25 protein-coding genes are annotated in these 25,987 nt (G+C 70.1%); 8 read left to right on the forward strand and 17 right to left on the reverse strand.

What is annotated here, in order from left to right; genetic code table 11:
* Positions 1 to 701: 701 nt before the first annotated feature.
* The 5 genes from rne (at position 702) to ML01_RS21685 (ending at position 7,863) form a co-directional block, all read left to right on the forward strand.
* Positions 702 to 3,872: a ribonuclease E gene (rne, locus tag ML01_RS27790; protein ID WP_082674529.1), complete on the forward strand. Its 3,171-nt coding sequence runs from the start codon at positions 702 to 704 to the stop codon at positions 3,870 to 3,872.
* Positions 3,873 to 4,098: 226 nt separating this feature from the next.
* Positions 4,099 to 5,364, forward strand: a complete 1,266-nt coding sequence (locus ML01_RS21670) for a sulfotransferase (protein WP_058557480.1) — start codon at positions 4,099 to 4,101, stop codon at positions 5,362 to 5,364.
* Positions 5,365 to 5,372: 8 nt separating this feature from the next.
* Positions 5,373 to 6,557 (forward strand): glycosyltransferase, encoded by a 1,185-nt coding sequence (locus ML01_RS21675; protein ID WP_058557481.1) that lies wholly within the window; start codon positions 5,373 to 5,375, stop codon positions 6,555 to 6,557.
* Entirely contained in the window at positions 6,544 to 7,329 is a 786-nt protein-coding gene (locus tag ML01_RS21680; protein WP_058557482.1) for a polysaccharide deacetylase family protein, read from the forward strand. The genes ML01_RS21675 and ML01_RS21680 overlap by 14 nt, the downstream gene beginning before the upstream one ends.
* Positions 7,330 to 7,548: 219 nt before the next feature.
* Positions 7,549 to 7,863, forward strand: a complete 315-nt coding sequence (locus ML01_RS21685) for a hypothetical protein (RefSeq protein WP_058557483.1) — start codon at positions 7,549 to 7,551, stop codon at positions 7,861 to 7,863.
* A gap of 241 nt (positions 7,864 to 8,104) precedes the next feature.
* On the opposite strand, the gene ML01_RS21695 is transcribed toward ML01_RS21685, so the two are convergent.
* Complete coding sequence (locus ML01_RS21695) at positions 8,105 to 8,599, reverse strand: low molecular weight protein-tyrosine-phosphatase (RefSeq protein WP_058557485.1); 495 nt, start codon at positions 8,597 to 8,599, stop codon at positions 8,105 to 8,107.
* 40 nt (positions 8,600 to 8,639) lie between these two features.
* Entirely contained in the window at positions 8,640 to 8,960 is a 321-nt protein-coding gene (locus ML01_RS21700) for a hypothetical protein (RefSeq protein WP_058557486.1), read from the reverse strand.
* 775 nt (positions 8,961 to 9,735) lie between these two features.
* On the opposite strand from ML01_RS21700, the gene ML01_RS21705 reads away from it, so the two are divergent.
* On the forward strand, positions 9,736 to 10,020 hold the full coding sequence (locus tag ML01_RS21705) for a hypothetical protein (RefSeq protein WP_058557487.1): 285 nt from the start codon (positions 9,736 to 9,738) through the stop codon (positions 10,018 to 10,020).
* A gap of 2 nt (positions 10,021 to 10,022) precedes the next feature.
* On the opposite strand, the gene kdsB is transcribed toward ML01_RS21705, so the two are convergent.
* The 9 genes from kdsB to ML01_RS21750 all read right to left on the reverse strand — a co-directional run bounded on the left by kdsB (position 10,023) and on the right by ML01_RS21750 (position 19,459).
* Positions 10,023 to 10,790, reverse strand: coding sequence for a 3-deoxy-manno-octulosonate cytidylyltransferase (gene kdsB, locus ML01_RS21710; RefSeq protein WP_058557488.1), 768 nt, complete (start codon positions 10,788 to 10,790; stop codon positions 10,023 to 10,025).
* Between the two features lie 152 nt (positions 10,791 to 10,942).
* Complete coding sequence (gene lpxK, locus ML01_RS21715) at positions 10,943 to 12,004, reverse strand: tetraacyldisaccharide 4'-kinase (protein WP_058557489.1); 1,062 nt, start codon at positions 12,002 to 12,004, stop codon at positions 10,943 to 10,945.
* The gene (msbA, locus tag ML01_RS21720) at positions 12,001 to 13,812 is read right to left on the reverse strand and encodes a lipid A export permease/ATP-binding protein MsbA (RefSeq protein ID WP_058557490.1); all 1,812 of its coding nucleotides are present in this window, start codon (positions 13,810 to 13,812) and stop codon (positions 12,001 to 12,003) included. Before msbA ends, lpxK begins: the two co-directional genes overlap by 4 nt.
* Positions 13,809 to 14,234: a biopolymer transporter ExbD gene (locus tag ML01_RS21725; RefSeq protein ID WP_058557491.1), complete on the reverse strand. Its 426-nt coding sequence runs from the start codon at positions 14,232 to 14,234 to the stop codon at positions 13,809 to 13,811. Before ML01_RS21725 ends, msbA begins: the two co-directional genes overlap by 4 nt.
* Positions 14,231 to 14,866 carry a MotA/TolQ/ExbB proton channel family protein gene (locus ML01_RS21730; RefSeq protein ID WP_058557492.1) on the reverse strand — a complete coding sequence of 212 codons (636 nt, stop codon included), beginning with the start codon at positions 14,864 to 14,866 and terminating at the stop codon, positions 14,231 to 14,233. Before ML01_RS21730 ends, ML01_RS21725 begins: the two co-directional genes overlap by 4 nt.
* Positions 14,867 to 15,782: 916 nt before the next feature.
* Positions 15,783 to 16,175, reverse strand: a complete 393-nt coding sequence (locus ML01_RS31105) for a Txe/YoeB family addiction module toxin (protein ID WP_082674530.1) — start codon at positions 16,173 to 16,175, stop codon at positions 15,783 to 15,785.
* Entirely contained in the window at positions 16,066 to 16,395 is a 330-nt protein-coding gene (locus ML01_RS21740) for a type II toxin-antitoxin system Phd/YefM family antitoxin (protein ID WP_254045352.1), read from the reverse strand. The genes ML01_RS31105 and ML01_RS21740 overlap by 110 nt, the downstream gene beginning before the upstream one ends.
* A 202-nt stretch (positions 16,396 to 16,597) precedes the next feature.
* Positions 16,598 to 16,849, reverse strand: a complete 252-nt coding sequence (locus tag ML01_RS21745; RefSeq protein WP_058557494.1) for a hypothetical protein — start codon at positions 16,847 to 16,849, stop codon at positions 16,598 to 16,600.
* A gap of 270 nt (positions 16,850 to 17,119) precedes the next feature.
* On the reverse strand, positions 17,120 to 19,459 hold the full coding sequence (locus ML01_RS21750; protein WP_156427900.1) for a DNA internalization-related competence protein ComEC/Rec2: 2,340 nt from the start codon (positions 19,457 to 19,459) through the stop codon (positions 17,120 to 17,122).
* Between the two features lie 144 nt (positions 19,460 to 19,603).
* Between ML01_RS21750 and ML01_RS21755 the strand changes: the two genes are divergently transcribed.
* Positions 19,604 to 20,149 carry a DUF2062 domain-containing protein gene (locus tag ML01_RS21755; RefSeq protein ID WP_058557496.1) on the forward strand — a complete coding sequence of 182 codons (546 nt, stop codon included), beginning with the start codon at positions 19,604 to 19,606 and terminating at the stop codon, positions 20,147 to 20,149.
* On the opposite strand, the gene lolD is transcribed toward ML01_RS21755, so the two are convergent.
* The 3 genes from lolD to ML01_RS21770 form a co-directional block, all read right to left on the reverse strand.
* Entirely contained in the window at positions 20,101 to 20,835 is a 735-nt protein-coding gene (lolD, locus tag ML01_RS21760; protein ID WP_058557497.1) for a lipoprotein-releasing ABC transporter ATP-binding protein LolD, read from the reverse strand. The two genes, ML01_RS21755 and lolD, sit on opposite strands and share 49 nt — an antisense overlap.
* On the reverse strand, positions 20,828 to 22,105 hold the full coding sequence (locus ML01_RS21765; RefSeq protein WP_058557498.1) for a lipoprotein-releasing ABC transporter permease subunit: 1,278 nt from the start codon (positions 22,103 to 22,105) through the stop codon (positions 20,828 to 20,830). The genes lolD and ML01_RS21765 overlap by 8 nt, the downstream gene beginning before the upstream one ends.
* 222 nt (positions 22,106 to 22,327) lie before the next feature.
* Positions 22,328 to 23,179 carry a hypothetical protein gene (locus ML01_RS21770; protein WP_156427901.1) on the reverse strand — a complete coding sequence of 284 codons (852 nt, stop codon included), beginning with the start codon at positions 23,177 to 23,179 and terminating at the stop codon, positions 22,328 to 22,330.
* Here ML01_RS21770 and ML01_RS29170 point away from each other — a divergent pair.
* Positions 23,178 to 23,315 carry a hypothetical protein gene (locus ML01_RS29170; protein ID WP_156427902.1) on the forward strand — a complete coding sequence of 46 codons (138 nt, stop codon included), beginning with the start codon at positions 23,178 to 23,180 and terminating at the stop codon, positions 23,313 to 23,315. The genes ML01_RS21770 and ML01_RS29170 overlap by 2 nt on opposite strands.
* Positions 23,316 to 23,384: 69 nt before the next feature.
* On the opposite strand, the gene ML01_RS21775 is transcribed toward ML01_RS29170, so the two are convergent.
* The 3 genes from ML01_RS21775 to ML01_RS21785 all read right to left on the reverse strand — a co-directional run bounded on the left by ML01_RS21775 (position 23,385) and on the right by ML01_RS21785 (position 25,685).
* Positions 23,385 to 24,128, reverse strand: a complete 744-nt coding sequence (locus tag ML01_RS21775) for an S-methyl-5'-thioinosine phosphorylase (protein ID WP_058557500.1) — start codon at positions 24,126 to 24,128, stop codon at positions 23,385 to 23,387.
* Between the two features lie 244 nt (positions 24,129 to 24,372).
* Complete coding sequence (locus tag ML01_RS21780) at positions 24,373 to 24,825, reverse strand: hemerythrin domain-containing protein (RefSeq protein WP_058557501.1); 453 nt, start codon at positions 24,823 to 24,825, stop codon at positions 24,373 to 24,375.
* A 299-nt stretch (positions 24,826 to 25,124) separates the two neighbouring features.
* Entirely contained in the window at positions 25,125 to 25,685 is a 561-nt protein-coding gene (locus ML01_RS21785) for a hypoxanthine-guanine phosphoribosyltransferase (protein WP_058557502.1), read from the reverse strand.
* Positions 25,686 to 25,987 lie beyond the last annotated feature (302 nt).

Consider the following 25,987-nt stretch of genomic DNA (forward strand, 5'->3'; position numbering starts at 1 on the left):
GGGGCCCGACCTGTAGGTGACGCACGTCCGGTGCGGTCTGCCGGCGGCTCTGTCCGGCGGAACTGTTCGACTCGGTCAATTGCCGACCCTCGAAAACCTTGCTAGCCTTAGCCACTTATGCGCGTCCGCGAAAGCGACGCGAGAGCGTCGGTGCCCCCGGGATCGACACTACACGGCGCAGCTCGGCAACGGACCTGCGTCCACAACAACCAGCCGGGCACGCCACCGGCATCAGCACAGAGATCCAGTGCGATCCAGACCCCGGCCCACGGCACCAGTGACAACCCGGATGCAACAGTGCGCCGGTAGCCCGCCGCCCATGGTACACCCACCGGCGCGCCGTCACAGTGCAGAGCCGCCGCCTCGGGGCAGCCGTTGCTGCCAGCACCGCGACAACCGCAAGCCGCGCCCGATACCCGGGCTGTGGCGGCTGTCGCATCCGATTTTTCCGGGCAGCGATGCAGTCGCCGCCCGAACCAGCGCCCCGGCCCACCCTAGCCGGCCGCGCGAAGTGAACACAGGCGCGTGCTCGACGCTTGCCTGGCCGCCGGTCGCCGCGCAATACCGCGGCGCGACGACCACGAACATCGAGCCCGTCGGCATGGGGAGCCGACTGCGAGCGGGATCCCCGGGCCCGGCCGAAAAGGTCGCGTCGGGCAACGGCATCACGCCGCGCGCCACGGCAAGAGTGCGCAAAGAACATGAAGAGAATGCTGATCAACGCCACGCAGCCGGAAGAGCTGCGCGTCGCGATCGTGGACGGCCAGAAACTTTTTAACCTGGATATCGAAAGCCCCGGGCGGGAACAGAAGAAAGCCAACATCTACAAGGGCCTCATCACCCGCGTCGAGCCGAGCCTCGAGGCGGCATTTGTAGACTACGGCTCCGAGCGCCACGGCTTCCTGCCGCTGAAGGAGATCTCCCGCGCCTATTTCAGCCAGGAGCTCAAGCCCGGCAGCAAGGCCAACATCAAGGAGCTCATCAAGGAAGGGCGCGAGGTCGTCGTCCAGATCGACAAGGAAGAGCGCGGCAGCAAGGGCGCGGCGCTCACCACGTTCATCTCGCTCGCCGGGCGCTACCTGGTGCTGATGCCGAACAACCCGCGCGCCGGCGGCGTGTCGCGGCGCATCGACGGTGCCGATCGCTCCGAGCTGCGCGAGGTCTTGAGCCAGCTCGAGATCCCGGAGGACATGGGCCTCATCGTGCGCACCGCCGGGGTCGGCAAGAACACCGAGGAGCTCCAGTGGGACCTCGACTACCTGCTCCAGCTCTGGGACGCCATCAAGACCTCCGGTGAAGGCCGCAAGGCACCGTTCCTGATCTACCAGGAAAGCGACATCATCATCCGCAGCATCCGCGATCACATGCGCGCAGATATCGGCGAGATCGTCGTCGACGACGCCGAGGTCTACCGCCGCGCGGAGGAATTCCTGCAACAGGTGATGCCGCAGAGCAACAAGAAGCTGCGGCTCTACCGGGACGAGGTGCCGCTCTTCACCCGCTACCAGATCGAGAGCCAGATCGAATCGGCCTTCCAGCGCGAAGTGCGCTTGCCCTCCGGCGGCTCGCTGGTCATCGACCACACCGAGGCGCTCACCTCCATCGACATCAACTCCGCCCGCGCCACCAAGGGCGCGGACATCGAGGAGACGGCCTTCAACACCAACCTGGAGGCCGCGGACGAGATCGCCCGCCAACTGCGCCTGCGGGACTTGGGTGGGCTCTTCGTCATCGACTTCATCGACATGACCCCCGCCAAGCACCAGCGCGAGGTCGAGAACCGGCTGCGTGATGCGCTCAAGCAAGACCGCGCCCGCGTCCAGGTGGCCCGCATCTCGCGCTTCGGGCTGCTGGAGATGTCGCGCCAGCGGCTGCGGCCGTCCCTCGGCGAGTCGAGCCAGCACGTCTGCCCGCGCTGCAAGGGCCAGGGCAGCATTCGGGGCGTGGAATCGCTGGCGCTGTCGGTGCTGCGCATCATCGAGGAAGAAGGCATGAAGGACAGCACCGCGCGCATCCACGCGCAACTGCCGGTGGATGTCGCCGCCTTCCTGCTGAACGAGAAGCGCCGCAAGATCCTGGAGATCGAGCAGCGCCATCAGGTGGGCATCGTGCTGATCCCGAACAAGCACATGGAGACCCCGGACTTCACCATTGAGCGCGTGCGCGTGCAGGATGTCGAGCGGTTGAACGAAGATGAGCCGAGCTACACGCTCGCCGTACGTCCCGAGCTCGCCGTGCCCCAGTTCGCCAGCACCCGGCCGGAAGCAAAGCCCGAGGAGCCGGCCGTCAAGGGCGTGCGGCCCGCGCTGCCGGCGCCACAGCGACCGGCCTCGACTCCGTCGGAACCGGAGTCGGCAGCGGACGAGGCCATGGACGAGGCCATGGACGAGGCCATGGACGAGGAGGCCGACGCCCACGTCCGCGCGCACCAGGAGAGCATGCTGAAGAAGCTCTGGCGGATCTTCGCGCCGCCCGAGGACGGCGGCGGCACGCACGGCACCGAGCACCCCGGCGTGCCGCGGCCGCCCGAGCAGGCGTCGCCGGCTACGGGCGCCGAGGCCCGCGGGCCGCGGCCGGCCGGCGAGCCCGGTCGCGAGCAACGCCACCAGCGTCAGCCAGCGCAAGGCGCCGGCGAGCCGGCGCAGGGCCGTCGGGGCCGCCAACCGAACGAGCGCCGGCAGCCGAACGAGCGTCAGCAGCCGAACGAGCGTCAGCAGCAGCCAAGCAACAATCAGCAGCAGCCAAGCGACGGTCAGCAGCCGAACGCGCGTCAGCACACGCATGAGCGCCGCGACGGCAGCGAGCGCGCGCGCAACAGCCGCGACCGGCGCCCGCGCCGCGGCGGGCAGCGCGATCCGGCACAGGTGAGCGCCGATGACCAAAGCCGGTCGGCAGCGGGCACGCCGGATGTGCCCGAGGCTGCCGCCGGCAAGCAGTTGATGGCCCGCGGCGCGACGCTGCCCATGGCCGTCGACGGCCAGCCAGCCCGGCGCCAGCATCCGCACACCCGCCATGACCGCAACGCCGAGGACGGCGCACCCGCAATCGACACCGAGGCGCTCGCTGCACCAGCCGACGCGGCCGCGGGCGGCGAGGAGCAAGCCACGCCCCGCAGCCGCTCCAGCCGCCGGCGCCGGGGCGGCCGTCGGCGGCGCGGCAGCGGCACGCGCGAGGGCGAGGCCGCGGCAGTCGACAGCGCCGAGACAGCCGGCGATGCGCCCGACAGCGCCGGCACGCCGACGGCGCCTGCCGCCCTCGAGGACTCGCCACGCCCCGAGCGTCGCGCCCGCGCCCCTGTTGCCGAGCAGGACGTGGCGCCGGCGCAGGCATTCGACGCCGCGCCCGATACGCCGACGCCGTCCGCGCCAGCACAGTCCGGAGCCGACGCGCAGGCCACGGCCGCCGACCCATCTCCAGCGCAGGTCGCCCCGGCGCGCGCCGAGCCCGGGGAAGCCGCCATGGACCGGCTGCCGAGCGACGCGAGCGGCCCCCCGCGCGCGGAGCACGATGCAGCCGCGGACCTGGCCCCGCCGCCACCCGCGCGCGCCACGCAGGCGCCGGTCACTGCCGACGACGGCCCACGCCACGACGGCATGAGCGACGGCTTCGCGATCGGCGATCACGACCCTGCGGAGACGGCCCCCAGCGCACCTGAGCCGCAGGGAGTACCGGAGCTGGAGCCGCCGGCGAACGTCGCACCGCTGCCGCGCCACGACGGCGACACACCGCCGAAGCCGCAGGGCATCGATCCGACCGCGGTTGCTGCATCTGCACCAGAGGGGACAGCAACAGCAGCGGAGGTGCCTGCCGCCGACACCATCGCGGCCTTCTCGGACCGGCTCGCGGCGGCCGATCGCTCCGGACCGGGCTAAGCACTGCCGACAGCCCGCACGGCGCCTGCGGCCCGCGCCCATTCGGTGCAGCGCGATGGGGCGGCCGCACCGGGCCGCACCGGGCCGCACCGGCTCGGTTTCGGTTTCCACGGCGCCTAGGGTAGTATGGCGGGCTGACGGCGGGGCAGCCCTGTTCGGGGCGCGCCGCCGAGAGTCAACCTAAACCGGCCGCTCGGCCCGACGCGCAGGCGGATGTTCCAGGCGGATGCTTCATCTGTTTCTGACCAGCACAACGCGGTTCATCGGGATGGCGGTCGGCGCGCTGTTCCGTTCCCCGGACGGCACGAGTCGCATCTCCGCGCGCCGCGTGTGGGTGATGCTCGGCTTTTTTCCGCTGTTTGCGCTGGTGCAGGGTCTGCACTGGCTCGGCTTCCTGCTGGACGACCTGTTCTTCCGCGGCTACCGGCAGGTCGAGATCCGCGCCCCGCTGTTCGTGCTCGGCGTGCCCCGCAGCGGCACCACCAACCTGCACGCCGTCCTGGCGCGCGACCCGCAGTTCACGACCTTCGCCACCTGGGAGTGCCTGTTTGCGCCATCGGTCTCGCAGCGGCTCTTCTGGCGTGCGGTGGGCCGACTCGATGCCCGGATCGGGGGGCCGCTGCGGGGCCTCATGACGCTCGCGGAGCGGCGCATCTTCACCGCCCTGGATGACGTGCACGCCATGAGCCTGGACACGCCGGAGGAGGACTACTTCGCGCTGATGCCGGTGTTGAGCTGCTTCATCCTGGCGCTGCCCTTTCCCAACAGCGCGCACCTCTGGCGCATGGGCAGCTTCGACCGCGACATGCCGGCGGCGGAGCGCCGCCGACTGCTCCGCTTCTACGCGGACGCGCTGCGCCGGCACCTGTACGTGCATGGGCCGGACAAGCGGCTCCTGTCCAAGAACGCGGCCTTCGCGTCGCTGGCCAACGGCCTCGCCGAAACCTTTCCGGACGCGCGCTTTCTGATCTGCCTGCGCGACCCGACGGAGACCGTGCCTTCGCAGCTCAGCTCCATCCGCTCCGGGCTCGCCTTCTTCGGCGTGCCGCCGGACAGCCCCCTGATCCGCGAGCGCTTCATTGCGCAACTCGCGTTCTACTACGACAACCTGCTGCGGCTCGCCAACGGCCCCGCCGCGGAGCGCACCGTCACCGCGGCGCTGCCGGACCTCAAGCGCGATCTCGCGGGCACGGTTCACGACGCCTACGCCCGCTTAGGACTACCACTGGACGACGCCTTCGCCACGGTGCTGGAGCAGGCCGCGGCACCAGCACGGGCCTATCGCAGCGGTCATCGCTACGGGCTCGCCGAGCTTGGGCTCGACGCCGACGCGCTTGCGCGCCGCTTCGCCGGCGCCTACCGCCACCCGGTGCTGTGCCGCGCAGCGCCTGAGGGGGGCGTCGCCGGCACGGCGCCGGCCGGGGCCGAGGCCAATGTCGAGGGCGCCCGCGACGCCGCGGGCGCCGCAGCAATGGCCACCGAGGCCGGGTAAGCGCAGCGATGCTGATCTATTCGCAGGGCGAAGATGCCCAGGACAACACCGAGGCCGCGGCGGCGGCCACCGAGCTCAACGGCGCGGGACTGCGCATCGCCATCGTGTCCGACGCGGCGCCGGAGCGAAACGGCGTCGGCGCCTACTATCGGGACCTCGCCGAGCACCTGAAGGCCGTCGGCGCGCGGGTGGATCTGATCTCGCCGCGCTTTCGCGCCGGGCACTGGTACGGCGGGCTCTCGCTGCCGCTGCCAGGGGACTCCACCCAGCGCTTCGTGCTGCCGTCGCTGCCGCTGGTGATGCGCCGCATGGGCCGGCTGCGACCGGACGTCGTCATCGTGCCGACGCCGGGCCCCTTCGGCATGCTCGGCATGGTGCTCGCCAAGCGCTGGCATGCGCGGCTCGTCGTCGGCTTCCATACCCACTTCGAGCGCCTCGCCCAGATCAACGACGACTGGCTGGCGCGCGGGCGCGTCGCCCAGGCCTACCTCAACGCCTGCAACCGCGCGCTATTCCGCGAGGGCGCGCTGGTGCTCGCGAACTCCGAGGAGATGGTCGAGATTGCCCGCGGCATCGGCGCCAAGCGCGTCGGCCTCATGGGCACACCCATCCCGAAGGCCTTCCTCGACACGCCGGCGCAGCCGCTACGCGACGGGCTGCGGCGGGTGCTGTTCGCCGGCCGTCTGGCGCCGGAGAAGAACCTGGGCGCCGTCGTGGACGCGGCGGCGGCGCTGCCGGATCTCCAATTCCAGGTGGCGGGCGACGGCCCGCTGCGGCAGTGGCTGCTCGACCATGCCGACCGGCTGCCGAACCTGCACTACGTCGGCTGGGTCAAGCGCCAGCAGATCCTGCCGCTGCTCGACAGCGCCGACGCCGTGGTGCTGCCCTCCACCGTGGAGTCGTTCGGCACCATCGCACTGGAGGCCATGGCGCGCTCCCGCCTGGTGGTGGTGTCCTCCGAGTGCGGCATCCTGAGCTGGGACTCGCTGCGGCGCGGGCTGTTCCAGATCCACGCCAACGAGGACCTGGGGCAGACCTTGGCCCGCGTCCAGGCGCTGGACCACGCACTGCTCCAACGCAAGGCCGACATCGCCCGCGAGGCCGCGCGCGAGATCAACGACCGCAACCTGCGCCACTGGCTGCGCCTCCTGCGGGACGAGGACGCGGGCGGCGCCGACGATGTCTCCATCTGACGCGGCCACCCTACCCGCCCCAGCGGCATCACCGCTGGCACTGGTGTCCGTGCATGACCTGATGCCCGAGACCATGCCCGCCGTGCGGCGCACGCTCGCGCTGCTGGAGCGCCACGCCGTCGCCCCGGTGACGCTGCTGGTGGTGCCCGGCACCGGCTGGGATACCGCCGGCATCGATGAGCTGCGCGCGCTGGAGCGGGCCGGGTATCGCCTCGCGGGGCATGGCTGGCAGCACCATGTGGAACAGATCCGCGGCCTGCGGCATCGCCTGCACAGCCTGCTCTTGTCGCGCAACGTCGCCGAGCACCTGGCCCTGGACCGCGACGGCATCTCCGCCCTGCTCCGCCGCTGCCGCACTTGGTTCGAGTCGAATGGCCTGGCACCGCCCGAGGTCTACGTCCCGCCCGCCTGGGCCGTCGGCGACATCGACGCGGCCGGGGTCCGGGCGGCCGGCTTTCGCTGGCTGGAGCGCTTCGACGGCGTGATGGATTGCGCCAGCGGGCAGGTCCGCCGCTCACCGGTGCTCGGCTACGAGGCCGACGCCGCGCTGCGCGTGCCGGTGCTCAAGCTCTGGAACGCGCTCGGGCGGCACCGGGCGCAACGCGCGGGGCTCGTGCGCATCGGGCTGCATCCGCAGGACATCGACCACCCGCTGCGCCACGACATCCTTGCCGACCTTGCCCGCTACCCGGCGCGGACCGACTATCCGACCTCGATGGCCGCCAGGGACCACGGTGCCGCCGTCGACGGCGACGTCAAGCCGGCGCGTTGACGCGGGAGCGCGTCGGGCGAGGACACCTGGGGATAGGGCTGAGGGCTGAGGCCCGAGGGAACCCTCCTCGGCCCTCGGCCCTCGGCCCTCGGCCCTTGATTCAATGCGCCAACGAGCGGGCTGCGCCAGACGGCATCCTTGTCGGTCTGAGGCTCTGCCTCGCTAGACAATGTCGTATCCCCTGCCGGCTCCCTCCTTACTCAGGCAGTAGACCCGATCATGACTGAAAGCGAGCGTCTCGCATCCGAGCTGCGCAAGCATCCACCAAGGTTCGTCAGGGACTTCAGCCTCACTCTGGACCACGACCTAGACGATGATCCTGCGGTCTTCCTGTGGCTGGTCATCGACGATGACGCGTTTGAGCGCCCGGACTTCTTCAAGCAAAGAGACGCGGCGCGCCGATGGATCACCGAGGCCCTGGCGACCGAGGCCCTGGCGACCGAGGGAATCGAGCGCTGGCCCTATCTGCGCTACCGCGGGGTCTCGGAGATCAAATCCGACGAGGACGCGTCGGCGCATGAGTCTGCCCACTGAGCTACTGGCGCAGGCCCGGCACCTGGCGGGCAAGGAGCCGCGGCGTCCGCGCGATGCGAGCCTTCGGCAAGCGGTATCGTCCATAAACGCGACGACGCACCGGATGGTTACGGTCTCGCTGCAGATCGATGTCGCAGTGGAGACCCTGTTGGCGAAACGGAGCATGAAGCACTGCTCTCGGCGCTGCGCTTGATACCGCATCGACAGTCGGCTTGCGATGCGACTGCCTGCTTGACCCCGGTCACAGATGCCGGCGCCGAATATCCTCCAGCAGCCCCCGCGCCGCCTCCTCCACCATGTCGAACACCGCCTCGAAGCCGCCGGAGCTGCCGTAGTAGGGGTCCGGCACCTCGCGCAGGCGCGCCGCCGGCGCGTAGTCCATCAACAGCGTCAGACGCCGCTCCAGGCCGCGCCCCGGCGGGCACAGGTCGGACAGCGCATGGTAGTTCTCCTGGTCCATGGCCAACACGTAGTGATACGCCTCAAAGTCCGCCGGCACGGCCCGCCGGGCGCGCAGATCCGACAGATCAATGCCACGGCGCAGCGCCGTCGCCTGCGCCCGCGCGTCCGGCGGCTCCCCGACGTGGTACGCGTGCGTGCCGGCGGAGTCGATCTCGATGCGATCGACCAGCCCGGCATCCTCCACCAGCTTGCGAAACACCCCCTGCGCCGTCGGCGATCGGCAGATATTGCCCATACAGACGAATAGGACCCTGACCTTTGCGTGCGCCGTCATGTCTCCTCGGTTGCTCGGTGTCGGCTGAAAGCCATGGATTCTACCATCGCCACACCGGCCGGCCCGGCGTCGGCGGCGCGGGGCGTCGGCCGTAGGGCAGGCCCTGCTGCTGGGTCTGCACGTCGAGCCGCTGCTGCTCGAGGGCACGGCGCCGCTGCGTGGCGTAGTCGCGGCGCGGCACGGGTCGCGCCCGGTCCGGCCCGGCCTCGCGGCGCCGATCGAGCTGCTCGGCGCGGTCCACCCGCTGCTCCAGCGCGCGCAGATCGTTCCGCTGGCTGCGCTCTATGACGCCGAGCTCGCGCTGCTCTTGCAGATCGAGTGGCGCCACGCGCTCGCGATAGGTGCGCTGATCGCGCTCCAACTGCAGCCAGCCCGAAGCCGTCCGCTGCTCGGCCGCCGCCGGGCCGAGTGTCGCGAGAACGCAACTTAGGCAGAAGCTTATGCGCAACACCGAGGACGTGAACGCACTCATCCGGTGCAAAATGGGCCCAGCGTGGCCTAGAATCGCACAGTCTTGCCGCGCCGGAACGCCGTCGCGGGGTTGCATGGCTGCTCGGGGGCTTGATCGGCGGCGCTCTCGCAAGGTTGGCATCGAACCTGCTTACTAGGGGTCAGAGGCGGAAATTCCCTCTCTGCCGTTTCCGCTCTCTGACCTCCTCAGTGGTGAATTGGCCCCGCGACCTCGCGGGGCTCTTTTTTTGGGCCTCTGTAAACCGACAGAGCAGAACTGTCCGAGTTCCTTCACGGCTACTTGCTCCAGCGAGCTCCATTGCTATCGAAATCGCTATCGAAGTCGAAATCGAAGTCGAAATCGAAGTCGAAATCGACCCGAGTCGCCCGTTGTCTGGCGTGTTGGCTGGAGCGTTCTCGGGAGTGTTGACCTCCAGGTCAACACACCAGCCGAGCCGACCTGGAGGTCGGCTCTCCGGCCCGCTCCGGCCCGCTCCGGCCCGCTCCGGCCCGCTCCGGCCCGCTCCGGCCCGCTCCGGCCCGGCCCGGTCCGGCCCGGTCCCGACACCGGCCTGGCAACTGCTTCGCTGCCGAGCTCCGACACCGGGCGAAGCCGTCGCGCCGCGTGCGAAAGTGGCAACCAGGCCCCATCTTGGCGGCCACTGCAACGACGGGACGACAGCCTGATGCCTGCCTCCGAGAACCTGATGACCGACCTGCGGGGCCACGTTGGCCGCCGCGTGATCCTGGCCGGGCGCCCCTGGCGCATCGTCGACGTGCTGGTGGCGGACGGCCGGCTGGTGCTGGAAAGCCAGGACGCGGAACCGCCGATCCAGCCGGATCAGTACGGCAACGCCGCGGGCCGGGGGCAGGAGCACCTGGAGCTCGCCCTGCTGACGACCGAGGGCGAGCCCACCGAGGACGCGACCCGCCTGCTCGCGGCATTGAACGCCGCCGCAGCTTCAAGCTGACGTCAAATGCTCGCGAGCCGGCTCAGCACGGCCCGCACATCGTCGGCCGTGTCGACGCCGGGTCCCGGCTCGACGTCGGCGATGGCGACGTGAATCCGCTCCCCGTGCCAGAGCGCGCGCAGTTGCTCCAGCGACTCCGCAACCTCCAGCGGGGCCGGCGGCCAGGCCACGAAGCGTGCGAGGAAGCCCACGCGATAGGCGTAGAGCCCGATGTGCCGCAGAAAGTGCGTGCCCTGCGGCAGGCGTGCGCGCCCGCGCAGGAACTCATCCCGATGCCAAGGGATCGGCGCGCGCGAGAAGTACAGCGCGCTGCCTGCGGCATCCGTGACCACCTTGACGACGTGCGGGTCGAACAGCGCCGCGGCCTCCGTGATGGGCGCGGCCAGGGTCGCCATCGGCGCCCCGTCGGCCCCCATCAGCGCTGCGGCCACCTGGTCGATGAGCGCGGGCGGCATCAAGGGCTCGTCGCCCTGCAGGTTGACGACGATGTCATCCGGCGCCCAGCCGCGTGCCGCCGCCAGCTCGGCGACGCGGTCGGTGCCGCTCTGCAGATGGGCGCCCGTCAGTGCCGCGTCGGCGCCGATGGCTCGGCAGTGATCGACCACGCGCTGGTCGTCCGTGGCGACGACGACCTCCGCCGCCGCGCTGGCGCCGGCCTGCTCCCAGACCCGCGCGATGAGGGTCTTGCCGCCGATGTCCACGAGCGGCTTGCCAGGCAGGCGACTGGCACCGTAGCGCGCGGGGATGACGATGCGAAAGCTCTCCGGCATGCTCTTGCACTCCGATGGTTGAGGCAGGCGCCGGCGGGCGGCGCCCGCTGGGGCCTTGCTTGCCGCGCCGTCAGGCTGCGGCGTTCGGCGATGAAAGCCAGTAATCGCCCATGCTGCCAGGTCGGCACGGGACAAGGCACCCGAGCGTCGCCTCAGGCAGGCCCCGCGGGACGCCCGGGTGCCGGTCCCTGACCAAGCACGCCGCGCCGGGCGAGCAGCGCATCAAGCGCGTCGATAAAGGCCACGTCGGGCACCGCACGCACCGGCACCAGCCAGTGCTCCGCGCCCGGCCCGAGCCGCCGGCACTTGACCGCGTCCTTCTCGGTCATCAGCACCGGGCCGCTGCCCCAGCTTGCCATGTCCGCCGCCGTGAAGCGGTGATGGTCTGGATAGGGCCTGGCATCAACGCCGATGCCGTGCTGCTCCAGCATGCCAAAGAACCGCGCCGGGTTGCCGATGCCGGCCACGGCGGTGACGCGCCGGCCCGCGAGCCCGGCCAGCGGCAAGGTACGGTCCGGCTCCGCCAGGCTCACCGCCGCACCCGGCACCAATGCCATGCCGAGCAGGCCGGGCCGGCCGCCGGTGGCGATGCAGAGGTCTGCCCGCGCCGCGCGCCGCTCGGGCTCGCGCAGCGGCCCCGCCGGCAGACAGCGGCCGTTGCCGTGCCCGCGCGCGCCGTCCTGCACCAGGATCTCGCAGCAGCGCCGCAGCCGGTAGTGCTGGAGTCCATCATCGGTGACCACGACGTCGCAGCCGTGCTCGCGGATCAGTGCCCGGGCAACGGCGACGCGGTCCGCGCCCACCGCCACCGGCACGTTGCCGTCCGCCGCGAGCAGCACGGGCTCGTCGCCGAACAGCGCCGGGTCGCCGTCCGGCGGCACCAGTCGCACGGTTGGGCGCACGGTTGGACGCACGGCCGGAGCCCGCTCGCCGCTGCCGCGGTAGCCCCGCGCCGCGATGCCGGGCCGCAGGCCGCGCTCGCGGAGACGTGCCCCCAGCCAGCGCACCAGCGGCGTCTTGCCCGTGCCGCCGACGGTGAGGTTGCCGACCACGAGCACCGGCGCGCCCACCGCGAAGCTCTCGAGCCAGCCACGCCGATACAGCGCCGCCCGCAGCGCCGCAATCCCGCAGTAGGCCCAGCCAAGCGGCGCCAGCGCGGCAGAGGCGAGTCGTGCCGCGGGCGCATCGCCATACCAGACGTCCTGCGGGGTCACGCGCCCGCGCCGGCGCTAGCCGCGCCGTCGCGCGCCGGCTCCGGCAGCGGCACCACGAGCTGCGCACGCTGCAGCCGCGCATAGGTGCCGCCGGCCGCGAGCAGCTCCCGATGGCTGCCCTGCTCGATGATGCGCCCCTGCTCCAACACCACGACGCGGTCCACGTGCTCGATGGTGGAGAGCCGGTGGGCGATGACCAGCGTGGTACGGTTTGCCATCAGCGCCGCGAGCGCCTGCTGGATGTGCCGCTCCGCCTCGGTGTCCAGCGCCGAGGTGGCCTCGTCCAAAATCAGGATCGGCGCGTCCTTGAGCATGGCCCGCGCGATGGCGAGCCGCTGCCGCTGCCCGCCGGACAGGAGCACGCCGCGGTCCCCGACCAGCGTGTCGAAACCCTGCGGCAACGCGTTGATGAATTCGAGCGCATGGGCGGCCTCGGCGGCGCGCTCGATGTCGGCCCGCGACGCCGCGGCCGACGCGCCGTAGGCGATGTTGTCGGCGACGCTCGCGTTGAACAGCACGATGTCCTGCGTCACCAACGAGATCTGCGCGCGCAGGCTCGCCAGCGTCACCTCGCGATGGTCGATGCCGTCGATCAGGATCTGCCCCTCGGTCTGGTCGTAGAAGCGCGGCAGCAGGCTCACCAGGGTCGACTTGCCGCTGCCGGAGCGCCCCACCAGCGCCACGCTCTCGCCGGCGCACACGTGCAGATCCAGCGCGTGCAGCACCGCCCCCTTGGCCGGGTCATACACGTGCGTGACGCCGCAGAGCTCGATCTCGCCCTGCACGCGCGTCAGCGTCTGCTTGCCGGTGTCCTGCTCGGTCTCGCTGTCGAGCAGCTCGAACAGGCTGTCGGCGGCGACGATGCCACGCTGGAGCTCGGAATTCACGGCCGTGAGCCGCTTCACCGGCGGCAGCATCAGGCCCATGGCGACGACGAAGGACATGAAGGTGCCCACCGTGATGTCCTCGCGCAGCCCTTGCAGCGTAGACAGATACACGATGACACCGATGGCGACGGCGGACAGCAACTGCACCACCGGCACGCTGACGGACTCCACGGCGATGATCTTCATCTGCAGCGAGCGCGTCTTCTCGTTGATGGCCGAGAAGGTGTCGGACTCGCGGCGCTCGCCGCCAAAGGCCTTCACGACCCGGTGCCCGTCGATGACCTCCTGTGCCACATGCGTCAGCGAGCCGACGCGGTCCTGGATGCGCGCGCCGTAGCGGCGGAAGCGGCGCGTTGCGTACTTCATCGAGAAGGCCATCACCGGGCCGATGAGCAGGAAGATCGCCGACAGCGCCGCGTCTAGATAGAGCATGTACGCGAGCAGCGCCAGCGCCGTGAAGCCGTCGCGCACCAGGGTCGTGATGGCCGAGGTCGCGGCGGTCGCGACGTTCTCGACGTTGTAGGTGAGCTTGGCCAGGAGCTGGCCGGTGCCGTGGGTGTCGTAGTAGCGCGTCGGCGCGCGCAGCAGGTGGTCGAACATCTGCTGGCGCAGGTCCGCCACCACGCGCCGCCCCACCCACTTGAGGCAGTAGTTGTTCACAAAGCCAGCGATGCCGCGCACCACGAACACGGCCACGAGCAGGATCGGCATCAGCCGCACTATGTTCGGATCGCGCTCGACGAAGCTGCCGTCCAAGAGCGGCTTGATCATGGCCGCGAACACGGGCTCGGTGGATGCGAACACGAGCATGCCGCCGATGGACAGCGCAAACATGCGCCAGTAGGGCTTCACGTAGCCGAGGAGTCGGGCGTAGACCTCGCGCCCGCTGTCCTGCACGTTCACTCGCGCGGGCGCGGTCACGGCGCCTCGTCCATGCGGCTCGCGGCGAAGGCCACACGGCTCAGGCCGAGCTGCCCGAGCGCATCCAGCGCCGTCATCACGGCCTGGTGCGGCGTCTTCGCATCCGCCTTGATCAGCACCGGAAGCTCGCGGTCGGTGTCTGTGACCTCGCGCAGGGCGCGCATCAGCGTGCCGGCGTCGGTGCCGAGCACCTGCCCATCGTTCACGTAGAAGCGACCGGACAGGTCGATGACAATGGTCAGGAGCTCAAGCTCCGCGGCCCCGGCCGGCTCGCCGTCCGCCTGCGGCAGCTCCAGCCGCAGCCTGGCGTCGTCGTTGAAGGTCGTGGACACCATGAAGAAGATGAGCAGCAGGAACACGACGTCGATGAGCGGCGTCAGGTTGATGTCCGGGTCATCGCGCCGCCGCGGCCGCAGGTTCACGCAACGCTCCCGTCGGTGCTCGCGGCCTCGCGCTCGCCCTGCATCACCTCGATGAGGCGCAGCGCCTGCTCCTCCATGGCGATGACGATCTTGTCCACGCGATTGTTGAAATAGCGGTAGAACATCAGCGCCGGAATCGCCACGGACAGCCCCGCCGCGGTGGTGATCAGCGCCTGGGAGATGCCGCCAGCGAGCACGCCGGGGTTGCCGACGCCGGCCTCCATGATGACGCCGAAGACCTCGATCATGCCGAGCACCGTGCCGAGCAGCCCGAGCAGCGGCGTCACGGCAGCAATCGTCCCGAGCGCGTTGAGGTAGCGCTCCAGGTCCGCCACCACCTGGCGCCCGGTGTCCTGGATGGACTCCTTCATCACCTCCCGCGAATGGAAGCGATTGACCAGCCCGGCCGCGAGCATGCGCCCCAGCGCCGAGCCCTCGCGAATCTCGGCGATGCGGTCATCGTTGAGCAGCCGCCGACGATCCATCTGCCAGATGCGGCTCACGAGGTCGTCCGGCATGATCACGGAACGGCGCAGCGCCCAGAGCCGCTCGATGACGATCGCCAGCGCGGCGATGGAGCAGAGCAGAATGGGCAGCATCAGCCAACCACCCGCCTGGAACAGCTCGAACACGTTGGGCTTTACTCCGTAGTTCCTCGGCGTTGGGCTTCGCGCAAGCGGCGACGTCGCCCCGCCCCAAAGCCGCGCATCATACCAGCTCGCCCGTGACGGCCCGCAGCCGCGCGAGTCCGACCCTCGGCACGCGGTGCCCGCCCCGATCGGCCGCGCACCTGACGCCTAGCGAGGCAGAGCCTCAGACCAACCAGGGCACGGAGCGTCGTCTTGCGCCGCCCGCTCGTTGGCGCAAGCGCAAAGGGCCAAGGGCCGAGGAGGTCTGCCTTGGCCCTTAGCCCTCGGCCCTTTGAGGCCGGAGACAGTAGCGAGCGGATCAACGGCTCGTAGCTTTGCGGATGGACAGGCAAAGTTCGGGGTCGGATCACCGCAAGCTGCTGATGGACCGCGACAAGTGGTCTCCAACTGAGGTATGCCCAACAAGCGGGCTCGACACCGCGCCGGCACGGACTGGGAGCGCCGGCTTTCAGCCGGCTTCGCGTGCCGGGGGCTCGATGCCCCCGGCGCGCGATCTGCGGCGCGGGAGCCGGGCGGTTGCCCATGCCGCGTCGCGGGGCGGGCGACTGCGCGTGTGCCATCTTAATCAGCTCAGACGCCGCCGACGCGGCATCGAGCCGCGTCGGCGGCGAGCCGGCTGGAAAGCCGGCGATCCCAGTCCGCCGCTTCATCTGCGGGGGTCGCGCACCGCCATGAGAGCAAGGCGCGGGTTGCGTTCCCGCGTGCGTCGAATGGCCAGCGTTATCTGGTGGAAAAGCGTAAGGCAATCGCCTCTGGCGTGGTCGTCGGGCAGCCAGTCCTTGCTCAGCACCTCCTCGAAGCGCGAACGGGCAGTACGCCGGGAACCGCTCGATGCGCAGCTCCGTCTGTGCCAACCGGCTCAAACAATCGGCTCAATCAACCGGCTCAATCAACCGGCTCAATAGTGATAACGCGCCTGAAGAAAGTCGATGCGGTCCGCGGCGACCCGATAGACGAACCGGTGCTCCTGCGTCAGGCGACGCGACCAGCAACCCGGGCCGAGATACTTGAGCGGCTCGGGCTTGCCGATGCCCCGAAACGGATCGCGCAGGGCGGCATCCACAAGATCAAGCACCCGCAGCGCGGTCTTGCGGTTCGTTTCCACCCAGAAACGCAGATCCTCGACGAATTCCCGCTGGAGGACCGCAGAGCGCTCGCTGTCCGCCGGGCCAACCGGATGCTCAGTCCGCCGCTTGACCAAGACCCAGGCGCTCGCGCAGCTCGGCGGGAGACGATGGGGCGCCGCCGCCGGCCTCTGCCCGAGCGAGTGCCGCGAGCAGCCTTTCCGCATTGCGCGGGGAGCGCAGCAGGTGCGCTGTCTCCATGAGACCGGCCAGCTCATCGGCAGCAATCAGGACCACATCCGCCGCATTGCGGCGGCGAATGATGACCGGCTCACGGGAAGCCGTGACCCGATCGCACAGCGACGCAAAATTGGCACGAGCGGCGGAGTAAGTTGTGGTTTCGGACATCATGACACCATCGCGAACTTGTACGCGCTGATGGTACAAGTTCAACAACCCACTAGCCAGCGCCGTTCGCAAGGCCTGCTGCGCCTCCGCGTCGAGAGGACACCAACGTCCGGCACAGACAGCGCGGCCCGACGAACAGGGCGGCGCAAGCCTGGCCCGCCCCGCGCTCGCGCGGGGTGGGCAGCAGCACAGATGCCGGCGCGAAGCGGATGAGGCCCCGAGCCGACCGGCACGGTGCAGCTCAGCCGCGGCGCAGTCGCCGCGCGGCCAGGGCGCCGAGCAGCGCGGCGCCGATCAACAACAGCGTGCCGGGGATCGGGACCGACGCCAGGCCAGCGGGCGTCCAGTTGACGATGTTGGCCGTTTCGTTGCTGCCGCCGCCGACCGCGGCCAGCAGGTCCGCGTCGGCCAGGGTCTGCAGGTTCGCGACGACGTCGGCGTTGCCGACCGCCGTGGCCACCTGGCCATTGGGCGTGAACTGCACGAACCACATCAGGCTCTGCGTCTCTCCGGGGCCGAGGTCCAGGGTCCGGGCGTCCCCCGCAAGTTGCGAAGCGCCTGTCGCGCTATCCGTTGCCCGTGCTGCGCGTAGCGCGGCTGGCCGTGGCGACGAGTGCGTGGGGTCGGGGCATCGGCTACCCCTTGTTGCGTCTTGCCGTCACCCGTGGCTGCGTGAGCGTCAGCGCCGTGGTGGCATCGCGCTGGGGCTTGCGTAACCGATAGAGGACGCGTTCAGCGTCGAGCCGTTCCAGGCGCCCGAGCACTAACGGGGGCCGAGCTCATCGGGCCGATGCCGCCACAGGCGCCGGTCTACGCGCCGGTGCCGCTCCGGCACCAGCTCGGCAGGCGCGCCTGGCAGCAGCAGGCTGACCGCTCCGTCCGCGGGCGTCGCGACCGTCGCGCTGCCTTGCGCGGCGACGCGCGCGACCACCGGTGCATTCGGAAAGCCGAAGCGATTCGCATAGCCGGCGGAGAACCAGACCCACTCCGGCGCCACGGCCGCGAGGAAGGCCGCCGTGCTGGAGCTGTTGCTGCCGTGATGGGCGGCGACCAGGACGTCCGCCCGCAGCGCGGCGCCCAGGGTCGCGACCAGCTCGGCCTCGACGCCCGCCTCGATGTCGCCGGGGAGCAGCACGCTCGCACCGGCGCTCTCGACGCGGAGCACGCAGGAGGCGTCGTTGCCCGACAGCCCCGGACCCGGCGGGTGCAGGATGCTGAAGTCCACGCCATCCCAGCGCCAGCGCATCCCGGCGCTGCAGGGCTCCGCCGCAGCATCGAGCTCCTGCGGCTCGCCGCTTAGGATGCGCCGCACCGGGATACTGTCCAGCAGGCCCGCCAGGCCACCCGCGTGGTCTTGATCGGCGTGACTCACCACCGCGAGGTCCACGGCATTCACGCCATGATGGCGCAGATAGGGCGCGACGGCGGCGGAGCCCGTGTTGAAGCCGCTCGGATAGCGCGGCCCCATGTCGTAGACGAGCGTGTGGCCGGACGTCTGCACCACCACCGCGAGCCCCTGCCCCACGTCCAGCATGGTCAGCAGCGCCTCGCCGGTGCGCGGCGTCGGCGCTCGCGCGAGCACCAGCGGCAACAGCAGCACGAGCCCGAGCCAGCGCGCCGGCAGCCCGCGCGGGGCGAGCAGCAGCAGCACGCCCGCCGCGGCGGCCAGCCAGACCCAGACTGCCCGCCCGCGCAGCGTCGCCCCGGCGACGTCCCAGTCCGCGATGCGCGCAAGGATTGCGTAGCCCGCATCGAGCAGCATCGCCACCGGCCACAGCGCGAGCGCCCAGTCGCCGACCAACGCCACGAGCGTGGACACCAGTACCACCGGCAGCACCAGGCCGAACAAAGGCACCAGCACCAAGTTCACCGCCGGTGCCACCACCGACGCGCGGCCGAAGAAGAACAGCAGCAGCGGCAGCAGCCCGAGCCCCACGGCCCACTGCGCCCTGCCCCAGCGGATCACGGCCATTGGCGGGGCCAGACGCTGGCCGAGGGCGTAGAACAGCATCGCGACGGCGCCGAAGGAGAGCCAGAAGCCATAGGACAGCACGCTGGAGGGGTCCACCAGCAGCACCGCGAGCAGCGCCAGGCTGAGCCCGGCCAACGGCCGCAGCGTGCGCCCGGCCATGGTCGCGATCAGCAGGACCGCCAGCATCGCCAGCGCCCGCTGCGTCGACACCGAGAAGCCCGCGAGCCCGGCGTAGCCAGTGGCCGCGAGCAGTGCCGCGGCCGCCGCGGCCCGGGGCGCCGCAATGCGGCGGGCCAGCGCGGGCAACTGCGCCCAGCCCAAGCGCACCAGCAGGAATACGAAACCGGACACCAGGCCCACGTGCAGGCCGGAGATGGCGATCAGATGGCTAGTGCCCGTGCGCGCGAAGACCTCCCATTGCTCGGGCGTCAGCCCGCCGCGATCGCCGAGCACCAGTGCCCGCACCAGCGCGGCCGACACCCCATCCGGCAGCAAGGCGCCCAGGCGCTCGCGCAGGGCCTGCCGCCAGCGGTTCAGCCATTGACCGCCGGGGCCGGCCGCGAGCAGCCGCGCGTCCTCCGCGTTCACGACATGGCCGGTGGCGGCGACGCCCTGCTCGAACAGCCAGCGCTCGTAATCGAAGCCCCCCGGATTCAGGAAGCCGTGCGGCGGCTTGAGGCGCACCGAGAGCCGCCAGCGCTCGCCGGCCTTGAGCCCGGGGGAGTCGCGGTACCAACTGACGCGCGCCAAGCCGCGGAAATCCACGGGCTTGGACTCGAAGCTGAGCGCCTCGATCCGCACCAGGAAGCGCTCGGCACCGGCGAGCTGCTCCGGCAGCCCGACGATGCGCCCCTCGGCCACCAGCGTGCGCTTGACCAGCGCCTCCGGGAAGGGCTCGCAGAGCACGCCGCAGGCATCGGCATAGGCCCAGAGCGCGCCGGCGATGGCAACTGCCCCGAGCAGCGCGAGCGCACGCAACCGCCACCACCAAAGCAGCACGAGCCCGACGCCGACCAGTGCCCCGGTCAGCGCGAGTAACGGGTCGGGCACCGGTAGCCGCGGCAGCGCGAACAGCGCACCGACGCCCGCGGCAAAGGCGATGGCAACAGGCGTCGGCGAGAGGCGGAGCATGCGGATTCGGCTCAGCGCCGACGGCACGCGCGCGCAGGCCACGGCGTCGGCGCGCAACGGCGCGAATCAAGCCGTGATTGGGCATGTCGGCGCTGACGTATACTCGGTGCAGCTCCCCCAACCGTGACGCCACCGGGTACGACCGTGCGACGTTGGCTCAAGGGCGTTCTGCCCGACCCCCGCGTGATCCTGCAGAGCCGCTGGCTCGGCATGTTCGGTACGCTGCTCAAGGACCCGAACCTTTGGCACCTGAACCGCCGCTCCGCAGCGGGCGGCGTCGCCGTCGGGCTGTTCATGATGTACATGCCGCCCTTCGGACAGGTGTTCATGGCGGCGGCGGCGGCCATCAAGCTGCGGGTGAATCTGCCCATTGCGGCCTCCCTGGTCTGGCTCACCAATCCGCTCACGATCCCGCCGATGTATTACACGGCCTACGCCATCGGCGCCTGGCTGCTGGGCCAGCACATCCATACCTTCGAGCTGGATTTCTGGCTCGACTGGCACAACTGGCTCGGCGTGCTGGGGCCGCTCGCGCTCGGCTGCGTGATCTGCGCCTGCGCTGCTGCGGCCATCGGCTATTTCACCGTGCAGTTCTTGTGGCGGCGGAGCCTGCGGCGCGAGATCGCCGCGCGCAAGCGCCGCTACGCTGATGCCCCGGTCAACACGCCGTCGTCCAAGCGCCAGACCTGATCGGCTCGCGCGGCAAGCTCCAGATCGTGCGTCACGATGACGAAGCTCGTGCCCTGCTCCGCGTTCAGCTCCAGCATCAGCTCGTAGACGCCGCCCGCCGTGTGCCGATCGAGGTTGCCCGTGGGCTCGTCCGCGAGCACGCAGTCGGGCCGCGTCACCAGCGCGCGCGCAATGGCGGCGCGCTGGCGCTCACCGCCGGAGAGCTCCGCGGGCCGGTGCCTAAGCCGATGGTCGAGGCCGACACGCGCGAGCAGTGCCGCCGCGCGCGCGCTTGCTTCGGCGGGCGTCGCGCCGCCGATCAGGAGCGGCATCGCGACGTTCTCGAGTGCCGTGAACTCCGGCAGCAGATGATGGAACTGGTAGATGAAGCCGAGCCTGCGGTTGCGCAGTTGCCCGCGCCTGCGCTCCGACAGCCGCATCGGGTCGTCGCCGCTCCAGCGCACCTCGCCGACGCTCGGGCGCTCCAGGCCGCCTAGGCAATGCAGCAAGGTGCTCTTGCCGCAGCCCGATGAGCCGACGATGGCGATGCGCTCGCCGCGCCGTACGGCGAGGTCCACGCCGCGGAGCACCTCCACCTCAAGCGGCCCCTGCCGAAAGGTCTTGCCGACGCCGCGGGCCTCCAGGACGGGCGGCGCGTCAACGGCTTGCGCCGCCGCGACGCCAGGCAAGGGTGCGAGATCATTCATAGCGTAGCGCCTCCGCCGGGTCCGTGCGCGCCGCCCGCCAGGCCGGGTACAGCGTGGCCAGCACCGACATCAGGAAGGCACCGCCGCCGACGCGCACCACGTCGCCGAGGCGCACGTCCGACGGCAAAGCGCTGATGTAGTAGATGCTGGGGTCCAGGAAGTGCACGCCGAAGGCGCGCTCGATGCTCGCGACGATGGGCTCCACGTTCCAGCCCAGCAGCACCCCACCGACGACGCCGAGCAGCGTGCCCACCACGCCGATGGCGGTGCCCTGGACGATGAAGATGGCCATGACTCGCCCCGGCGATGCGCCCAGCGTGCGCAGCACGGCGATGTCCGCGCGCTTGTCCGTGACCACCATGACCAGCGTCGAGACGATGTTGAAGGCGGCGACGGCAACGATCAGGAACAGGATGATGGTCATCATGCGCTTCTCGGTGCGCAGCGCCGCAAAGAAGTTGCGATGGACCTGCGTCCAGTCCGAGACGCGGTAAGCAGCCGGCGTGCTGCCCGCCGGCATGGCCTCGGTGCTGAGGGCGTAGGCGATCTCCCGGGACACCAGCGGCGCGTCGAACATCTCGGCAAGCTTGAGCCGCACGCCCTCGGCCGCATCGCCGAGCCGCATCAGCAGCGCCGCGTCGGTCATGTGCATGAAGCCGGCGCCGCGATCGTAGTCGGACATGCCGACCTCGAACAGGCCAACCACGTTGAAGGCCTTGAGCCGCGGCATCACGCCCACGGGGGTTGCGTTCAACTGCGGCGTAACCACCGTCACCTTGTCGCCGACGCCGACGCCGAGCACCGCGGCGAGCTCGCTGCCCAGAATGATATTGAAGCTGCCGGCGGTGAGGTCATCCACGGAGCCGATGACCATGTCCGAGCGCAGCAGGGAGACGGCGTCCTCGCGGTCCGGCACGATACCCCGCAGCAACGCGGCGTTGGTGCGCCCGGCGTTCATCAGCATGGATTCGAGCTCGACGAAGGGCGCCGCGCCGAGCACCTCCGGATGCTGCTCGACGCGCTCCACCAGCGTCTCCCAGTCGGCGATACCGCCGTCCGGCACGCTCAGTGTCGCGTGGGAGGCCATGCCGAGGATGCGTTCTTGGATCTCCTTGTGAAAGCCGTTCATCACCGACAGCACAACGATGAGGGCGACGATGCCCAGCGTGATGCCGAGCATCGAGATCAGCGAGATGAACGAGATGAAGTGATTGCGCCGCTTCGCGCGGGTATAGCGCAGGCCGACGTACAGCGGGAGGGGTCGGAACATGATGGATCGGGGCTCGGTTCCGAGCAGACGGAACGGTAACGGCCGGGACCCGCGGGCCCTTGGCCTGCCGAACGGACGCCGACGCTGTGGCTGAGAAGCGGGGTAGGCCGGAATCGGCAAGCGGCCTCACCGCGGGACGCGCGGTGAGGCCGTTGCGTAGTCGGATCGACGAAGCAGCGCCGGGAACTGCCGCGCGGCGGCTGTCGCGGCGCCGGACTGTCGTTACTGCGCGGCGGCCCCCGGAGCGGGTGCCTGCTGCATCGGCGGGCGCATCGGGTACTGGCCCGGCGGCGCATAGCCCGGATACATCGGCATGGGCGGGGCACCCATGGGCATCGGGGGACGGCTGCCGTAGTACTGCTGCCAACGCTTCTGCGCATCCTCCATGGCCTGCCTGCGCATCGCCTCGTACTGATTGATCATCTCGTCGCGGCGGTCCTGGGCGGGCTGCTGCGCTGCTGCGCTCGGCGCGCGCGACATCGCGCCGGGCTCCGGCATCTGCTGTGTCGGGCCTGCGGCCGGCGTTGACGGCTGCTGCTGCGGAGCTGCCGGCGTGCTCGCGGCGGTGGCGGCGGGCGCGGGCACGCTGGGCGCCGCCTGCGCCGGAGCGGTTGCGGGCGCGGGCTTGGCCGCGTCGGCGTCGTCCATGATGGCCTGCGCGAAGGCCTCGGCCTCGGCCTTGCTGACCGACTGGCTTTCGGCGGCTGCGGGCGGTGCGCTCGCCGGCGCCTGGGTGGACTGGGCCGGGGTCTTGCTCAGGCTCGGGCTCGGCTCGGCTACCGGCGGGACCTGCATGAAGGCCCGCGGCGGCTGCTGAGCCGGCATCGGCGACGTGGCGAAGGCCGGCGACTGCGCGGGCGCGGGCGTCGGGGCCGCCGGGGCGGGCTTGGACTCAGCGGCAGCCTGGGCAGGCGCCGACTGCGCGGCTTCAGGTTGGGGCTGCGCCGCAGGGGCCTCGGCAGCACTGTCACCGGCGCTCGCCTGCGGCTGCGTCAGTTCCTCGCTGCGCTCCACAGCGCCGAGATACAGATAGCCGAACAGCAGCACCAGGCCCCACAGCAGGAGTTTGGGCATGAAACTGAGCCGGCTGTCGGATGCTTTGCTGTCGGATGCTTTGCTGTCGGATGCTTTGGTGTCGGATGCTTTGGTGTCGGATGCTTTGGTGTCGGATGCCTTATCGCCTGAATCCGCCATGATGTTCACCTCTTGAGTCGAAAGCTAGGGCGCCAATAATACCCGTTGCAGGGGTGTGGCGCCCGGTAAGCCGTGCGGGGTTCTGTCAGGCCTCCGCCAGCAGCGCAAGCAGCAGGCTGCGGACGGCGTCACCGCAGCCCGCCAGGTTGGCGCGGATCTCGTCCATGCCGACCTCGCCGCCATCGCCCTTGCCCGCGGCCCAGTTCACGACGAAGGCAAGCAGCGCATAGTGGAGCCCGCGCTCGCGTGCGAGCGACGCCTCAGGCATCGCCGTCATGCCGACCAGGTCGCAGCCGTCCCGCTCCATGCGTCGGATCTCGGCCGCGGTCTCCAGCCGCGGACCCTGGGTGACGCCGTAGGTGCCGCCGTCACGCAGACTGAGACCGATCCCGGCCCCGGCGGCCAGGAGCCGCGCACGCAAGGCAGACGTGAACGGCGCCGTGATATCGACATGCACGACCTCGCCGTCGGCACCGTCGTAATAGGTGCCGAGCCTGCCCCAGGTGTAGTCGATGAGCTGGTCGGGGATGCACAGCCGCAGGGGCCCGCAATCATCGGCGATGCCGCCGACCGCGCCCAGGGCGACCACGTCGGTGGCGCCGGCATCGCTCAAGGCGTGGATGTTGGCCCGGTAGTTGATAGCATGCGGCGGAATGCTGTGCCCCTCGCCATGGCGCGGCAGGAACAGAAACTCCCGGCCCGCGTGGCGCAGGGTCAGGAGATCGGCGGAGGGGGCGCCGTAGGGCGTATCCAGCCACTGCCGCTGGACCAGCTCCGTATCCGGCAATGCGCTGAAGCCGGAACCGCCGATGATGCCGAGAACACCCATGTCTTAATCGCTGCCTCGCTTTGTCGGAGGTCGCTGCCCGACGTGCCACGCACGCATGAAAAGCCGGCGAAGTCTACGCGCCGCCATCCGTGTCCGCAATGCTGGCAGCCAGACGACTGCCAGACGACCACGAGACAACCACCGGACGCAACAAGTCGGACAAAAAAAAGCCGGTGCAGGACGGCACCGGCGCTAAGTACACTGCCGACGGCAGTGCGTAGACAGGCTCCGGGGCCTGATTCGGTTATGCCGGCTGCGCGGCGTAGCCGTGGAACATGCCGATCTCGACCAGCTTTGGGAACAAGACCTGCTCCTCGCGGTCGATGCGGTAGCTCAGCATGTCGAAGATCTCCTGCGACTCCTCCAAAAACTCCTCGCTGAAGTTGAAGTCACAGTTCTTGAGCCACTTGCGATAGTACTCATCAAAGGTGCGCCGCAGTGGCTTCTCGCCGCTGATGAAGCCCCAGGCGATGGACTTGACCTTTGGGTCCTCGTGAATCAACAGGTTCGGGTAGAGCTGCCGATCCTCTTCGGCGAGGTGTGCCTTGACCTTCTTGGCGAGGTCGCACATCAGCTCATACGCGGTCTTCGCATTCGGCCGGATCTTGAGTTGGTCCGCGGTCATGATCGAGCGCAGGTCATCGATCATCTGCCGGAGCTCAGCGTGGCTATTGCGGTAGCCATCGAGTGATTGCATTTGCCCATCCTCCTCGTTCACGTGCAGTGAGCCGCCGACGGATTCGCCGTGCCGCGGGCGACGGTGTCGGCGCGCCGGCGACGTGGCGTTGCGGTGAAGGCACCGGCAAGACGGCTCCAAGCGCCCGCGCCAAAAAAACGCAGGCAGCGTGTGCCTTATGATTTAACGCACAATCGGCTTAATGTCAAAAAGCGCCTGATTATATTAGCGTTTTCTTGAATGCGATCGTGGCCGGCTTGCCGGTGGCGGTGCTTGCTCCGAGCACGCGCGAACAGATCATCAGCGGTCCTTGGCCGTCCTCAGCAGTCCTCATTCGCAGCGGCATAGATGCCGGAGAGGTTGCGAAAATAGCGCTTGTAGTCCAGCCCATAGCCCATGACGTAGCGGTTCGGCAGCGCAAGGCCCACCACGTCCGGGCGGTAGTCGGTCTCGGCCGCCCCATCCTTCAGCGCCAGCACGGCAGCGGTGACGCTCGCGGCACCGTCATCGTGGCAGGCGCGCACGATGTCCTCCATGGTGTGCCCGCGATCGAAGATGTCGTCCACAACCAGCACGTGCTCGCCGCGGATGGCGTCGCTCGGCCGGTGCTGCCAGTGCAGGTCCGCACCGCTCAGCTCGCCGCGATAGCGCGTGGCATGCACGTAATCCAGCCGTAACTGAAAGCCGAGCCGCGGCAGCAGGAGCCCGGTGACGACGATGCCGCCGGTGACTACGGAGAGCACGAGCGGGTCCTTGTCGGCCAACGTCGCGCTGATGCGCTCGGCCATGTCGTCGAGGGCGGCCTCGACGGCGGCCTGATCCGCCAGGCAGTCGGCGCGTGACAGCACGGCCGAGTAGCGCTCGGCAGGCATTTTGGACATGGGGTTTCCTCCGGGAGAGCGACGGCGGGACGGTGTGGGGAGACTCAGCGCGGGGCCGCGGGTTCGTCCAGGTCGCGCGCACGCTGCCCCGAGACGCGGCAGGCGGCAACACCCCGATCCCGGGCAAGGATAACCCAGCGCTGCCGACCGCGGGAACGGCAGCGGCAGCGGCACCCCCAACGACGCGGAGCCTCACGCATCTTGCGCCGTCAAGCAGTCTATGCGTGCGCCCAACCGACCGGCGACGGGACCTCCGGGGTCAGACCTCACGATCACACAATGATCATGTTCCCGCCATCGCA

It is taken from the genome of Thiohalocapsa sp. ML1 (assembly GCF_001469165.1).
Lineage (GTDB): Bacteria > Pseudomonadota > Gammaproteobacteria > Chromatiales > Chromatiaceae > Thiohalocapsa.

Excerpts from the sequence above, each read along its gene's own strand:
- rne (WP_082674529.1), top strand. The coding sequence starts at position 702 with ATGAAGAGAATGCTGATCAACGCCACGCAGCCGGAAGAGCTGCGCGTC.
- ML01_RS21670 (WP_058557480.1), top strand. The coding sequence starts at position 4,099 with ATGCTTCATCTGTTTCTGACCAGCACAACGCGGTTCATCGGGATGGCG.
- ML01_RS21675 (WP_058557481.1), top strand. The coding sequence starts at position 5,373 with ATGCTGATCTATTCGCAGGGCGAAGATGCCCAGGACAACACCGAGGCC.
- ML01_RS21680 (WP_058557482.1), top strand. The coding sequence starts at position 6,544 with ATGTCTCCATCTGACGCGGCCACCCTACCCGCCCCAGCGGCATCACCG.
- ML01_RS21685 (WP_058557483.1), top strand. The coding sequence starts at position 7,549 with ATGACTGAAAGCGAGCGTCTCGCATCCGAGCTGCGCAAGCATCCACCA.
- ML01_RS21695 (WP_058557485.1), bottom strand. The coding sequence starts at position 8,599 with ATGACGGCGCACGCAAAGGTCAGGGTCCTATTCGTCTGTATGGGCAAT.
- ML01_RS21705 (WP_058557487.1), top strand. The coding sequence starts at position 9,736 with ATGCCTGCCTCCGAGAACCTGATGACCGACCTGCGGGGCCACGTTGGC.
- kdsB (WP_058557488.1), bottom strand. The coding sequence starts at position 10,790 with ATGCCGGAGAGCTTTCGCATCGTCATCCCCGCGCGCTACGGTGCCAGT.
- ML01_RS31105 (WP_082674530.1), bottom strand. The coding sequence starts at position 16,175 with ATGCGGAAAGGCTGCTCGCGGCACTCGCTCGGGCAGAGGCCGGCGGCG.
- ML01_RS21745 (WP_058557494.1), bottom strand. The coding sequence starts at position 16,849 with ATGTGGTTCGTGCAGTTCACGCCCAATGGCCAGGTGGCCACGGCGGTC.
- ML01_RS21750 (WP_156427900.1), bottom strand. The coding sequence starts at position 19,459 with ATGCTCCGCCTCTCGCCGACGCCTGTTGCCATCGCCTTTGCCGCGGGC.
- lolD (WP_058557497.1), bottom strand. The coding sequence starts at position 20,835 with ATGAATGATCTCGCACCCTTGCCTGGCGTCGCGGCGGCGCAAGCCGTT.
- ML01_RS21765 (WP_058557498.1), bottom strand. The coding sequence starts at position 22,105 with ATGTTCCGACCCCTCCCGCTGTACGTCGGCCTGCGCTATACCCGCGCG.
- ML01_RS29170 (WP_156427902.1), top strand. The coding sequence starts at position 23,178 with ATGAAACTGAGCCGGCTGTCGGATGCTTTGCTGTCGGATGCTTTGCTG.
- ML01_RS21770 (WP_156427901.1), bottom strand. The coding sequence starts at position 23,179 with ATGCCCAAACTCCTGCTGTGGGGCCTGGTGCTGCTGTTCGGCTATCTG.
- ML01_RS21775 (WP_058557500.1), bottom strand. The coding sequence starts at position 24,128 with ATGGGTGTTCTCGGCATCATCGGCGGTTCCGGCTTCAGCGCATTGCCG.
- ML01_RS21780 (WP_058557501.1), bottom strand. The coding sequence starts at position 24,825 with ATGCAATCACTCGATGGCTACCGCAATAGCCACGCTGAGCTCCGGCAG.
- ML01_RS21785 (WP_058557502.1), bottom strand. The coding sequence starts at position 25,685 with ATGTCCAAAATGCCTGCCGAGCGCTACTCGGCCGTGCTGTCACGCGCC.